This is a genomic window from Enterocloster citroniae (assembly GCF_040545455.1).
Taxonomy (GTDB): domain Bacteria; phylum Bacillota; class Clostridia; order Lachnospirales; family Lachnospiraceae; genus Enterocloster; species Enterocloster citroniae.
Genome location: NZ_JBEPLZ010000003.1, coordinates 292,912 through 305,126 on the forward strand (window position 1 = coordinate 292,912; position 12,215 = coordinate 305,126).

Sequence of the window (12,215 nt, forward strand, 5' to 3'; positions counted from 1 at the left end):
TGATAGATCGGTAATCTATATATGCTTATGTGGATTACCGGGTTTTAGCCCTTGATATATAGGTAATCTATATATCATCCATGGATCAGGTTTTGTTTGGATTCGTGTGTACTCTCGGGGACTCCGAGCGTACACCTGTAAGAACAGGAGGAAGAATTATGGCAGAAGACAAGAACGTTTCATCAGGCAACACATCCATGCTGCTGCTGCAGCTGCTGTCTGAGAGGGATATGTATGGTTATGAGATGATTGAAACCCTTCAGAAGCGGTCGGAATTTGTATTTAACCTAAAAGCGGGTACTATGTATCCTCTTCTCCACACCATGGAAGCCAAACGGCTCCTGGTATCATATGAAAAGGAGGCCCAGGGAAAGGTGCGCAGATACTATTCCATCACCAAAGAGGGCAGGGGTGTCCTGGCTAAGAAGAAGGAGGATTGGAACACTTATTCCAAGGCAGTGGAACATGTGATAGGAGGTGCCCTGTATGGAAATGCATGAATATCTGGATCTTTTAACCGGGCAGATCAGGAATAAGAAAGCAGGGGCATCTGTGGCAAAGGAGATCAAAAGCCATATGGAAGACCAGGCCCAGGTCTATATGGAACAGGGGATGGGGCAGGAGGAGGCCCTGGCAGAAGCAGTGCGCCAGATGGGAAATCCTGTGGAGGTGGGGATCGATATGGACCGGATCCACCGCCCCAGGAATAACTGGAAGCTGCTTGGGGCAATGGCTGTGCTGAGCCTGGTGGGCCTGCTGGTGCAGTACTTATGTATCTACCGGTTTGGAGGTGACCAGCTTGCCGGGACCGGAGGGGGCCATGCATTTATGAGACAATGCCTGTATACTTTCCTGGGCCTTGCGGGAATGGCCCTTCTGTATTTCTTTGATTACAGCATGTTTAGCAGATACGGCGGAGGGATCGGATTTTTATTCCTTGCAGCAATCGCTCTTGCCTGTATCCTGGGCTTTGCCAGAAAAGCCAACGGCGGCCATTCCTACCTGAAGCCCATCATGTACCTGTTCATCCCTGTTTACGGCGGAATCCTGTACCGGTACAGGGGAAGGGGGTATGCGTGCATCGCCGGTTCCCTGCTATGGCTGTTTGCGGCTGCATGGGTCGGTTTTGGAGTGATCGGAGGCGGCATCAGCATTACATTGGATGTGATGTTTGTTTGCTGCCTGATGTTTACAGCAGCTCTGATCAAAAACTGGTATCAGGTAAAGCACAGGTGGCTGCCCCTCTCAGGTCTGGGCATCATGTCCCTGCTTTTGGGCGTACTATCGTTTGTAAACATGGCACCTTATCAGTATCGGAGGATTATGGCATACCTGAATCCCCGGGCTTATGCAAAGGAGGGCAGCTTTGTCACCCTTAAGGTGAGAGAGATGATATCCCAGTTAAAACCCATAGGGGGAATGCAGGGAAGGGGATATGGTCTATCAGAGACCCCGGCCCATGTACTGCCGTGGGGCCAAAGCGATTTTGTGATCCTTCAGGCAGCTTCCATGTGGGGAACCCTGGCGGCCTTTGGACTGGCTGCGCTGCTGATCCTGTTCCTTTCCGGCTTGTTCTTTATGGTAAAGCGGCAGAAGAATCAGCTGGGGCAGATGATCGGGTATGGGTGTGTCCTGATCCTTGTGATAGAGACGGCCACCCACCTGCTTAATAATCTTGGCATACTCTACCTGTCTTCAGCAGGTCTGCCTTTTTTTACCTTTGGCCTGTACCATACGGTTGCCGTCTATGGGCTGCTGGGAATCCTATTCAGTATTTACAGATACCAGGACCTGGTCTGGGAACCGGGGGCAGAGGAGAAAAACAGGGAAAAGGGGATCCTGGCATACCTGGGAAAGTACCGGATCCGGATTGAAAGAACGGATGTATAAAGGAGAATGGGAGTGTAAATAGGGAAATAAGGGTGTAAATAGGGAAATAAGAAATAACAGTAAATTGTGTGAGAATTCTTAAGTTATACCAGACTAATTCCCCTAACCTGTATGATATGTTTGATAAAATTCGGACAATATTGATTATTTTCTAACAATATTGACAATTTTCGGAAAAGGATATATGATTAAAGTGAAACAATCATATGGATGGGAAAAAGGAGGTTACGTTATGGCTAAAGATCCTTTGTTGCTGTTGGACAACAGCACGCTGGCTTATATTCTGGGTAATGGAGATTACCGTTTTACCAACATTGAGTTTGAAGAAGCCAAGGCGATTATGGAGATGAAAGGAACACCGGATATTGTAAGGGTGTTTGCCAATCCGGAACTGGAACACATCATGTTTGAATATCTGGATATTGAAAAACAGGACTTTGCCTATACGCCGGTAAAGGAGATGCACGTGGGACAGGATGCAATTGCGTTTAAGCTGTATATCACGCCCTCCGGAACCCAGCCCATTGTATTGGGCGAGGATGGACAGCAGGCAAAGAAGATAAAGAATCTGTACATTTACTGTCAGCATGTTGTCCGGCTGAAATAATACATAGTTACCTATCAGACATCCCATGAGATAAAGGCAGCCTGCCCGGAAAGGAGATCCGGGCAGGCTGTATTATGCTGCTTAAACATATTATTTAACGGTGTCTAATTCAAAGCCAAAGTAATTGACGGCATTGTTGTAGCAGATTCCCCTGACGATCTCCTCAAGAGCCTTCATGTCAGCAGGATACTCGCCGTTTTCAACCCATCCGCCCAGAAGTTCGCAGAGAACGCGGCGGAAATACTCATGCCTTGTGTAGGACAGGAAGCTTCTGGAATCTGTCAGCATGCCGATAAAGTTGCCCAGGCAGCCCTGGTTGGCCAGAGATACCATCTGCTCTGTCATGCCTACCTTGTGATCATTGAACCACCAGGCGGAACCGTGCTGGATCTTTCCGGGGAACTTGTCCTGGAAACAGCCGATGATGGTGCCGATGGAAACATTGTCATTGGGGTTCAGTGAGTAAAGGATGGTCTTTGGAATCTCATTGCCTGTGCTCAGCGCATTTAAGAAGTCAGCCATCTGTGCGCTGGGGGCATAATTGTTGATGCAGTCAAATCCGGTATCGGGCCCCAGCTGCTCAAACATGTAGGCGTTGTTGTCGCGCTTGCAGCCGTAATGGATCTGCATGATCCATCCCATTCTGTTGTATTCACGTGCAGCAAAGAGCATAAATGCTGTCTTGAATTTCAGTTCCTCTTCCTTAGAGACTGCCTCGCCCTTTAATCCCTTTGCAAGGATGGCGTCAACCTCAGCTTCTGTGGAAGGTACATACATCACGTACTCCAGTGCATGGTCGGATACACAGCAGCCCATGGAGGTGAAGAAATCCATACGGACCTGAAGGGCTTTCTTTAGGGATGCGAAATCCGTTACCTGAATGCCGCTCACCTCGGAGAGACGTGCCATATAAGCAGGGAAAGTAGGCTTTTCAACGTTCATGGCCTTGTCCGGTCTCCATGCGGGCAGTACCTGTACGTCAAAGGAAGGATCCTCAGCAATCTTCTTATGCCATTCCAGGGAGTCGACCGGGTCATCAGTGGTGCAGATCAATGTTACATGGGACTGCTTGATCAGGTTGCGGACCGTCATGGAGCTTTCCTGAAGCTTTGCATTGCACAGATCCCATACTTCCTTGGCAGTGTCGCCGTTTAAATAGCCTTCATATCCAAAATATCTTCTAAGCTCCAGATGGCTCCAGTGATACAGAGGATTGCCGATCAGCTTAGGCATGGTCTCAGCCCAGGCTTTGAACTTCTCCCAGTCTGTGCTGTCCCCGGTCACATACTTTTCATCTATGCCGTTGGAGCGCATCTGACGCCACTTGTAGTGGTCGCCTCCCAGCCATACCTGGGTAATGGTGTCAAATTTCCGGTCTTCATAAATTTCCTGTGGGTTGATGTGGCAGTGATAGTCAAGAATCGGCATATTTGCTGCGAAATCGTGATACAGTGTCTTTGCCATGTCGCTGGATAATAAGAAATCCTTGTCCAAAAATGCTTTCATGTTTGATGGTCCTCCTTAAGAATTAAAAATTTGTGGTTTTTCTTTTTATAAGATCAGAGGCGATCGTGGTCCGGCTGGGCACATTTACGCCGCTGAAAACCCCCATAAGAGTGTTGATGGTGGTGGTGCACAGTGCCTCCACCTTGCTGTCAATGGATGTAATCTCCGGATCCGTGCACCGTGACAGGATGGAGTTATTATATCCAATGATATTCAGCTCTTCAGGTATGGAAATGCCCGCTTCATGGGCATACTTGACAGTGCCCACCGCAAGGGAGTCATCGGAAGTCATGACCGCATCAAAGGAAAGCCCCTGTTCCCTGAGGGATAATAGCAGTTCCTTGGAAGCGCCTATGTCCTTGGGACACTGATGGATCAGTTCATCCTTTGGCTCCACGCCGAATGCTTTTAATGCGTCCTTGTATCCCTCTAACTTGTTGACACCGCTGTAGGAATAGCTGGTATAAAGGTAGAGGATGCGTCTCCTGCCTGCCTGGAGCAGCTGTGTGGCCGCACCGAACATGGCGGCGTGGTCATCGCATACCGTACTGTAGATATTATCCCCTTCCAGGTAGCCGTTTACCAGCATGATGGGAAGGTCGGCGGCGGCTTCGGTTATATAGGCGTTATCCTTGGAGCGCATCTCCACAAACTTGGAGCCTGCCAATATGATGGCGTCCACACGTTTGGAGCGCAGAAGCTCAAAATACTTCTGTTTGGCATCCAGATCATATCCGGTACAGCACAAAATAGCGTCATAATTGTGGGACCTGAGTCCCCGCTCAAGGTAATAAATAGCACCTGCCAGGTAGGGATCCGAGGAGTCGGAGCACATGATCCCAATGGTCTGCATGGTGTTCAGGCCAAGCCCTCTGGCAAACACATTAGGAGTATACCCCAAATCATCCATAACTTTCAAGACCTTTTCCCTGGTCTTTTCACTGACATTGGCATTGCCGTTTAAAACCCTGGACACAGTGGCTATGGATACTCCCGCATGTTCGGAAACATCATATATATTCATAAAAAAACCTCACATTCTGTAAGCGCTTACAAGCTAAGTTTATTATACATATTCCTCGTCAGTATTGCAATACTTTTCTATTTTTTTATTGACTTATTCCCCGAAAATGGGTAGAATAATTGTAAGTACTTACAAAAATATGACACAGGATTTCAAATAAAATGATAGGAGAATGTGAAGACCATGCAGGATATTGTTAAAATCAACAGGAATGATAATGTTGCCGTTGCACTGCGCCCGGTTTCCATGGGAGAGACCATATGCGTGGAGGGAACGGATGTTGCCGTCACTGAGGACATCCCCCAGGGCCACAAGTTTGCCTTAAGGGATATCAGGTCAGGGGAGGAAGTGGTCAAATACGGCTTCCGGATCGGATACGCAAAAGAGGATATAAAGGCAGGCAGCTGGGTTCATGTGCACAATGTAAAGACTGCGCTGGGAGATGTTCTTACCTATGATTATATACCGGACGGAAGGGATGTGGAGCCCACGGACCATGTTTTCTTTGACGGCTACCGCCGGGCGGACGGCAAGGTTGGCATCCGCAATGAGATCTGGATCATTCCCACAGTGGGCTGTGTCAATTCCATTGCAAAGGCGCTGGAAGCCCAGGCCGGGAAGCTGGCGGGGGGAACGGTGGAGGATGTGATCGCATTTCCACATCCCTATGGATGCTCCCAGATGGGAGATGACCAGGAGAATACAAGAAAGGTGCTGGCTGACATGATCCATCACCCCAATGCCGGAGGAGTGCTTGTGCTTGGCCTGGGATGTGAAAACAGCAATATTCCTGTGCTTATGGATTATATTGGCGAGTATGACAAGGACCGGGTGAAGTTCCTCCAGTGCCAGGATGTGGAGGATGAGATGGAGACGGCCATGGGTATGCTGGAAGAACTTGCCGCATATGCAGGTGCATTTTCCAGGGAGAAGATAGATGCCAGCGAACTGGTCATCGGCATGAAGTGCGGAGGTTCCGATGGGCTTTCCGGCATTACGGCCAATCCGGTTGTGGGAGCATTTTCAGACCTGCTGGTGAGCAAGGGTGGGACTACGATCCTTACGGAAGTGCCTGAGATGTTCGGGGCCGAGACCATCCTCATGAACCGCTGCGCCACACCGGAACTATTTGGTAAGACCGTGGATCTGATCAATGGGTTTAAGAATTACTTTACCAGCCATAACCAGACCATCTATGAGAATCCGTCCCCGGGCAACAAAAAGGGGGGTATCTCAACCCTGGAGGACAAGTCCCTGGGCTGTACCCAGAAGTCGGGAAGTGCGCTTGTAAGAGGTGTTCTGGAATATGGGGAGCCGGTGAAGGTAAAGGGGCTTAACCTGCTCAGCGCCCCGGGCAACGATCTGGTGGCCTCCACGGCCCTGGCAGTGTCCGGCGCCCACATGGTGCTCTTTACCACAGGAAGGGGAACGCCCTTTGCCTCCCCGGTACCCACGGTAAAGATCTCCAGCAACTCCAAGCTGGCCGGGCATAAGGACAACTGGATCGATTTTAATGCGGGCCGCATGGTGGAGGATATGACAAAGGAAGAACTTGCACAGGAGCTGCTGGACTATGTGCTGGCAGTGGCTTCCGGGAAAAAGGTGAAGTCAGAGGAAGCAGGCTTCCATGATATGGCTATTTTCAAGCAGGGAGTGACCCTGTAGGGAATAATATAAGGAGCCTGGGCAGGAGTGCGGGGGAAACACACTCTGACGCCTGGGCTCTGTGTTTCCTTGTCCGCTGGGATGCCGCGCTTAAAAAGCAGGATTTCATGTAACTTCCACTTGCATCAGGGTACGGGTTGATGTATACTGAAATCAGATGAATTTCGTATATACGGATATATAATGTATATGCGAATATCAATAAAGCGGGAGGTGTCCATGAAACTGAACAGAACCACACTGCGTACCGTGGAGATATTAAAACTGGTATCAAAAAAGCCGGATGGGATCACGCTGGATGAGATATGTGAAAAACTTGATATGCCCAAGACAAGCGGCTATGACATAGTGACAACCCTGGTGCAGACCGGGATGATACATGTGGCCAGGGAGCAGAAGCAGCGCTACACCATCGGCCTCACGGCATACAGGATCGGTATCAATTATACCAATAACCTGGATTTTATCAGCACCATTGACCCGGTGCTGAAGGCATTTTCAAGGGAGGTGGGAAAGACCGTATTCTTTGGCACACGCACGGACGATGCCATTGTGTACATCTGCAAGTTTGAACCTGAGAACCCCATTATTACCACAGCAACCGTAGGCACTAAGAATCCCATTTACTGCACGTCCCTGGGAAAAGCCATTATGGCATTTACAGAGGAGGAGGAAGTGAGGCGGGTGCTGGAGCGCATAACCTTTAAAAAACATACGGGGCGGACCCTTGGAACCAGGGAAGAGTTTGAGAAGGAGCTGGAACGGGTGCGAAAAAAGGGATATGCCTTTGACGCCAGGGAACTGGAGGAACACATGGAATGTGTGGGAGCGCCGGTATTTGGGCAGGATGGTAATGTAATGGGTGCGATCAGCGTGTCCAGCCTTTATAAACCCACAGAGGATTATGATGCCCTGGGACGGCAGGTGCAGGCAAAGGCAGCGGAGATTTCAAGGCTCCTGGGATTTTTGGGGAAATGCTGAATTCCGGCATAGAAAAACTTGTTTTTTTACCTCTTTTGCTGTTGACAAATGATGCGGTAACGATTAAAATTTAACTATAGAAATCGCAAATATGAAACTGATTCGTATATGCGAATTTTCAGAGAGAAGGAGAAGCGAAATGAAAAAAGAACACGTTTTAGCAAGAATGAAAGAGGATTGTCTGGTTGCTGTTGTTCGTGCAAAGAACTACGAGCAGGGTGAGAAAGTAGTTGACGCTATCATTGAGGGCGGCATTAACTTTATTGAGCTGACCATGACCATGGATGAGGGCGACCCTGTTGAATTCATCAAGATGATGGCTAATAAGTATAAAAACAATGACAAGATCGTGATCGGCGCAGGTACTGTACTGGATCCTGAGACCGCAAGGGCATGCATCCTGGCAGGCGCTAACTATATTGTAAGCCCTGGTCTTAACGTAGATACCATTAAGCTTTGCAACCGTTACAGAGTGCCTATGCTTCCGGGCGTCATGACTCCAACCGAGGCGATCACAGCGTTGGAAGCCGGATGCGATATCATCAAGGTATTCCCAGGCAACATTGTGGGACCGGCAGCGATCAGCTCCTTTAAGGGACCCCTTCCCCAGGGCGAGTTCATGCCATCCGGCGGCGTTGATGTTGACAACGTTGACAAGTGGATCAAGGCAGGCGCATATGCAGTGGGCACAGGTTCCAGCCTGACCAAGGGCGCTAAGACAGGCGATTTCGCAGCAGTGACAGCAAAGGCTCAGGAATTTGTTGCAGCAGTGGCGGCAGCCAGAGCATAATCTATTCATTCAAAAAAAGGAGAATCATACAATGGCAAAAATAGTTACCATGGGCGAAATCATGTTAAGATTATCTACCCCCAACAATGAAAAATTCATCCAGGCAGACGAGTTTGATATCAACTACGGCGGCGGAGAGGCCAATGTGGCTGTATCTCTGGCCAACTACGGACATGATGTTCAGTTTGTGACAGCTATCCCCAAGAATCCAATCGGTGACTGTGCAGTGGCGGCACTGAGAAAATATAATGTAGGAACAAAGCACATTGCACGCAGCGGCGAGAGACTGGGAATCTACTTCCTGGAGACCGGTTCTGCAATGAGGGCTTCCAATGTTGTTTATGACCGTGCAAACAGCGCCATTGCAACAGCAACTCCTGATGAGTTCAACTTTGATGAAATCTTTGCTGATGCTGACTGGTTCCATTTTACAGGTATCACACCAGCTGTCAGCGATGCGGCCATCGCTCTGACTGAGGCTGCTTTAAAGGCGGCAAAGGCTCACGGCGTAACCGTGTCCGTTGACTTAAACTTCCGTAAGAAACTGTGGTCTTCCGAGAAGGCACAGAAGGTTATGACCAACCTGATGCAGTATGTGGACGTGTGCATTGGAAATGAAGAGGATGCTGAGAAGGTTCTGGGCTTCAAGCCGGGTAACACAGATGTTACCTCCGGTGAGCTGGAACTGGCTGGCTATGTTGACATTTTTAACCAGATGGCTGATAAGTTCGGCTTTAAGTATATCATCAGTTCCTTGCGCGAAAGCTACAGCGCATCTGACAACGGCTGGTCCGCATGCATCATGGATGGCAAGACACGTGAATTCTACCACTCCAGAAAGTACAGGGTTACACCTATTGTGGACCGTGTAGGCGGCGGAGACTCCTTTGCAGGCGGTCTGATCTGCGGTCTGGCAGACGGCAAGGATATGAAGGCAGCCCTGGAATTTGCCGTAGCGGCATCTGCATTAAAGCACACGATCCCTGGCGACTTTAACCTGGTGTCACGTGCTGACGTGGATAACCTGGCCGGCGGTGACGGTTCAGGCCGTGTTCAGAGATAATCAGATCAGAAGACAGAGATGATCGGATCGGGTAATGATCGGAAGAAGTGACCGGAACAAGTGACCGGAACAAGTGACAATCATACAATTGGAAGCGGCTAATCCTGTACAGGAATTAGCCGTTTCTTATAATAGTACGGGTGTCCGAAGGATCAATATGAATAAAAGGAGAGTTATAATGGGAATAAAAAACAGCAGGGATTTTGATCTACTGACCCTGGGACAGCTGCTTTTAAGGCTTTCACCGCCTGACAATGAGCGTCTGTCCAGAGGTGATACATTTGTGAAGCAGGTTGGCGGGGCGGAACTGAACGTGGCGGTGGGCGCGGCTCTTTTAGGCCTTCATACAGGCGTTATATCCAAGCTGCCTGCCCATGACATAGGCAGTTTCATGAAAGGCAAGATCCGTTCCTTTGGGGTCAGCGATGATTTCTTTATGTACGACCAGTCTTCCTCAGCCCGTGTGGGCATTTACTATTATGAGAACGGCGCATATCCCAGAAAGCCAAAGGTCATCTATGACCGCAATAACAGTTCCTTTTTTTCACTGAACATTGATGAGATACCCGAGGAGGTGTATACGGCTTCCAAGTGTTTCCATACAACAGGGATCACCCTGGCGCTGAATGAGAAGATCCGCGAGACCACCATTGAGATGATCAAGCGGTTTAAGGCGGCCGGGACTCTGGTGTCCTTTGATGTGAACTTCAGAGGCAACCTGTGGACCGGGGATGAGGCAAGGGAATGCATCCTGCGCATCCTTCCCTATGTAGATATCTTTTTCTGTTCCGAGGATACGGCAAGGCTGACCTTCCTGAAGACAGGAACAGCCAAGGAGATGATGAAGAGCTTTTCCCAGGAATTTCCCATCTCCATTGTGGCCTCTACGCAGAGGATTGTCCACAGTCCCAAACGCCATACATTTGGATCCGTTATTTATGATGCTGCCAGGGATGAATATTATGAGGAAGAGCCTTACCGGGATATTGAAGTGGTGGACCGGATCGGAAGCGGGGACGCTTATATCTCCGGCGCCCTGTACGGACTGCTAAGCAGCGGCGGTGACTGTTCCAAGGCCATTGCTTACGGCAATGCCACAGCTGCTGTGAAGAACACCATTCCAGGGGACCTGCCTTCGTCCAACCTGGAGGAAATTGAAACCATTATCAAGGCTCACAACCAGACAGGTCCCCAGTCTGAGATGGCCCGGTAGGAAATTGTTGCTAAATTGTAAAAACTTTGAAATATTTGTCACAACGTTAATCCATAATTCAGAATTATTAAGAAATCCTTTATTGGATATGGACGATAAATGATATATACTTCTCATACAAACATTAATAATGCTCTGTGCACCACAAACGGTCATCAGGGCATTACCCATGAAAAGGAGAAGATAATATTGAGAAAATATCGATTATATGCAGCAGGAGTTTGTGCAGCCGTGGTACTTGGAATTGGAGGATGTGCATCGAATGTCAATGCTTCATCCGGAACCACAGCAGCCACACAGGAGAGCCAGGAGGCATCCAAAGAGGAGACAACAGTGGAAGACACCACCGTGGTTGAGTCAGTGACAGGCGCTATTGAGAGTATGGAGGAGAGCCAGGCGGAAGCGCTTCAGTCCATCCGCATTTACGGACCGGTTACAAAGATGGAAGACGGCAGGCTGTCCATTGATAATCAGTCCGGCATGAGCAGCAGCGGGGAGATCATCCTCAATGTATCCTCAGACGCCACATACATACTGGATGCAGTTACCGGGCTTCCTATTAAGGCGGAGGATATTAAGGACGGGGAGACTATCTACGCATACATCGGCCCGGCCATGACCATGAGCCTTCCGCCTATGACCAATGCGGAAGTGATCTTTGCCAACATACCGGCAGACGCAAAGGTACCGGATTTTGTGGAGGTCAAGTCCATGATCACAGATGCCGCAACCTCCAAGTCCGTATTGACGGCAGTGGACGGCACCGAATACACACTGGCTCCGGACTGCAACATATTCCCATATCTTACAAGAAATATTGTCACACTGGACGACCTGACCCAGGGAAGAAAATGCGTGGTATGGTCAGATGATGACAATGCAGCAGTGAAGATCATGGTGTTTGCGGAGTAGATTCAGATTTAATAGGTGAGAAGGGGAGAAGGTGCATCCGTCCGTTCAGGAAATGGGGATGGGGCAGCGGAGGCTGCGGGTCTAGCAGCTCTAAGACTCTGAAAACCGTCTAAGAACAAGAGGCTGGCCGTCTAAAACTCGCGGTCAGCCTCTTCCCGGCTTTAGATATAGAGTTCAGACAAAGGGCGTCAGCCTCTTAACGCCGGTTTTTACGGCCTAAGACCTGCGACCCTGTGGATGCATCCGCATCCCCATCCCCGTTCCCTTCACCTGCAACGCACTGATCTCTTGCCAGCAATTAACCATTGTGTGATAATTATACAATCAATATGCAATCGTTAGTTAGAGGTGCCGGTATGGTAGAACGATTAAAAAAGATTTTGAATTCAGAGAAAGCAATGACAATTGTTAATTTTCTTTTTCTTTTGTCTTTGATAATCAGCAATCAAGGGATCATATTTATTGCCTGTATTGTGTGGATCGCTTATCTGTTTTACTCCATGAAGCGGACCTCCTCTAAGGGGCTTAAGGTGATTAATGGGCTATTTATTGTTTTTGCAGGGG

The 12,215-nt window shown here is 49.0% G+C and carries 11 protein-coding genes; 9 read left to right on the plus strand and 2 right to left on the minus strand.

Features of this window, described 5'->3' with window-relative positions; translation table 11 throughout:
* The first annotated feature begins 158 nt into the window (after nucleotides 1-158).
* The 3 genes from ABID13_RS05345 (at nucleotide 159) to ABID13_RS05355 (ending at nucleotide 2,497) form a co-directional block, all read left to right on the plus strand.
* Nucleotides 159-500 (plus strand): PadR family transcriptional regulator, encoded by a 342-nt coding sequence (locus tag ABID13_RS05345; protein ID WP_007858677.1) that lies wholly within the window; start codon nucleotides 159-161, stop codon nucleotides 498-500.
* Nucleotides 487-1,890, plus strand: coding sequence for an FtsW/RodA/SpoVE family cell cycle protein (locus ABID13_RS05350; RefSeq protein ID WP_045092477.1), 1,404 nt, complete (start codon nucleotides 487-489; stop codon nucleotides 1,888-1,890). Before ABID13_RS05345 ends, ABID13_RS05350 begins: the two co-directional genes overlap by 14 nt.
* Nucleotides 1,891-2,122: 232 nt before the next feature.
* Nucleotides 2,123-2,497, plus strand: a complete 375-nt coding sequence (locus tag ABID13_RS05355) for a hypothetical protein (protein ID WP_007858675.1) — start codon at nucleotides 2,123-2,125, stop codon at nucleotides 2,495-2,497.
* A 90-nt stretch (nucleotides 2,498-2,587) separates the two neighbouring features.
* On the opposite strand, the gene uxaC is transcribed toward ABID13_RS05355, so the two are convergent.
* Nucleotides 2,588-4,003, minus strand: a complete 1,416-nt coding sequence (uxaC, locus tag ABID13_RS05360; protein WP_007858674.1) for a glucuronate isomerase — start codon at nucleotides 4,001-4,003, stop codon at nucleotides 2,588-2,590.
* A 22-nt stretch (nucleotides 4,004-4,025) separates the two neighbouring features.
* A complete protein-coding gene (locus ABID13_RS05365) occupies nucleotides 4,026-5,027 on the minus strand; it encodes a LacI family DNA-binding transcriptional regulator (protein WP_007858672.1) in 1,002 nt (333 codons plus the stop codon).
* 183 nt (nucleotides 5,028-5,210) lie between these two features.
* On the opposite strand from ABID13_RS05365, the gene ABID13_RS05370 reads away from it, so the two are divergent.
* From ABID13_RS05370 to ABID13_RS05395, 6 genes are all read left to right on the plus strand, one after another.
* Nucleotides 5,211-6,692 carry a UxaA family hydrolase gene (locus tag ABID13_RS05370; RefSeq protein ID WP_007858670.1) on the plus strand — a complete coding sequence of 494 codons (1,482 nt, stop codon included), beginning with the start codon at nucleotides 5,211-5,213 and terminating at the stop codon, nucleotides 6,690-6,692.
* Nucleotides 6,693-6,911: 219 nt separating this feature from the next.
* Entirely contained in the window at nucleotides 6,912-7,673 is a 762-nt protein-coding gene (locus tag ABID13_RS05375) for an IclR family transcriptional regulator (RefSeq protein WP_007858668.1), read from the plus strand.
* Between the two features lie 139 nt (nucleotides 7,674-7,812).
* Nucleotides 7,813-8,463, plus strand: a complete 651-nt coding sequence (locus ABID13_RS05380) for a bifunctional 2-keto-4-hydroxyglutarate aldolase/2-keto-3-deoxy-6-phosphogluconate aldolase (protein WP_007858667.1) — start codon at nucleotides 7,813-7,815, stop codon at nucleotides 8,461-8,463.
* A 31-nt stretch (nucleotides 8,464-8,494) separates the two neighbouring features.
* Nucleotides 8,495-9,526 (plus strand): sugar kinase, encoded by a 1,032-nt coding sequence (locus tag ABID13_RS05385; RefSeq protein WP_007858666.1) that lies wholly within the window; start codon nucleotides 8,495-8,497, stop codon nucleotides 9,524-9,526.
* A gap of 178 nt (nucleotides 9,527-9,704) precedes the next feature.
* Nucleotides 9,705-10,739 carry a sugar kinase gene (locus tag ABID13_RS05390; RefSeq protein WP_007858665.1) on the plus strand — a complete coding sequence of 345 codons (1,035 nt, stop codon included), beginning with the start codon at nucleotides 9,705-9,707 and terminating at the stop codon, nucleotides 10,737-10,739.
* Nucleotides 10,740-10,925: 186 nt separating this feature from the next.
* Nucleotides 10,926-11,651 (plus strand): hypothetical protein, encoded by a 726-nt coding sequence (locus ABID13_RS05395; RefSeq protein ID WP_197092190.1) that lies wholly within the window; start codon nucleotides 10,926-10,928, stop codon nucleotides 11,649-11,651.
* The last annotated feature ends 564 nt before the right edge of the window (nucleotides 11,652-12,215 follow it).

Coding starts and splice junctions, on each gene's coding strand:
- ABID13_RS05380 (WP_007858667.1), top strand. CDS start 7,813: ATGAAAAAAGAACACGTTTTAGCAAGAATGAAAGAGGATTGTCTGGTT.
- uxaC (WP_007858674.1), bottom strand. CDS start 4,003: ATGAAAGCATTTTTGGACAAGGATTTCTTATTATCCAGCGACATGGCA.
- ABID13_RS05355 (WP_007858675.1), top strand. CDS start 2,123: ATGGCTAAAGATCCTTTGTTGCTGTTGGACAACAGCACGCTGGCTTAT.
- ABID13_RS05350 (WP_045092477.1), top strand. CDS start 487: ATGGAAATGCATGAATATCTGGATCTTTTAACCGGGCAGATCAGGAAT.
- ABID13_RS05370 (WP_007858670.1), top strand. CDS start 5,211: ATGCAGGATATTGTTAAAATCAACAGGAATGATAATGTTGCCGTTGCA.
- ABID13_RS05390 (WP_007858665.1), top strand. CDS start 9,705: ATGGGAATAAAAAACAGCAGGGATTTTGATCTACTGACCCTGGGACAG.
- ABID13_RS05365 (WP_007858672.1), bottom strand. CDS start 5,027: ATGAATATATATGATGTTTCCGAACATGCGGGAGTATCCATAGCCACT.
- ABID13_RS05375 (WP_007858668.1), top strand. CDS start 6,912: ATGAAACTGAACAGAACCACACTGCGTACCGTGGAGATATTAAAACTG.
- ABID13_RS05345 (WP_007858677.1), top strand. CDS start 159: ATGGCAGAAGACAAGAACGTTTCATCAGGCAACACATCCATGCTGCTG.
- ABID13_RS05385 (WP_007858666.1), top strand. CDS start 8,495: ATGGCAAAAATAGTTACCATGGGCGAAATCATGTTAAGATTATCTACC.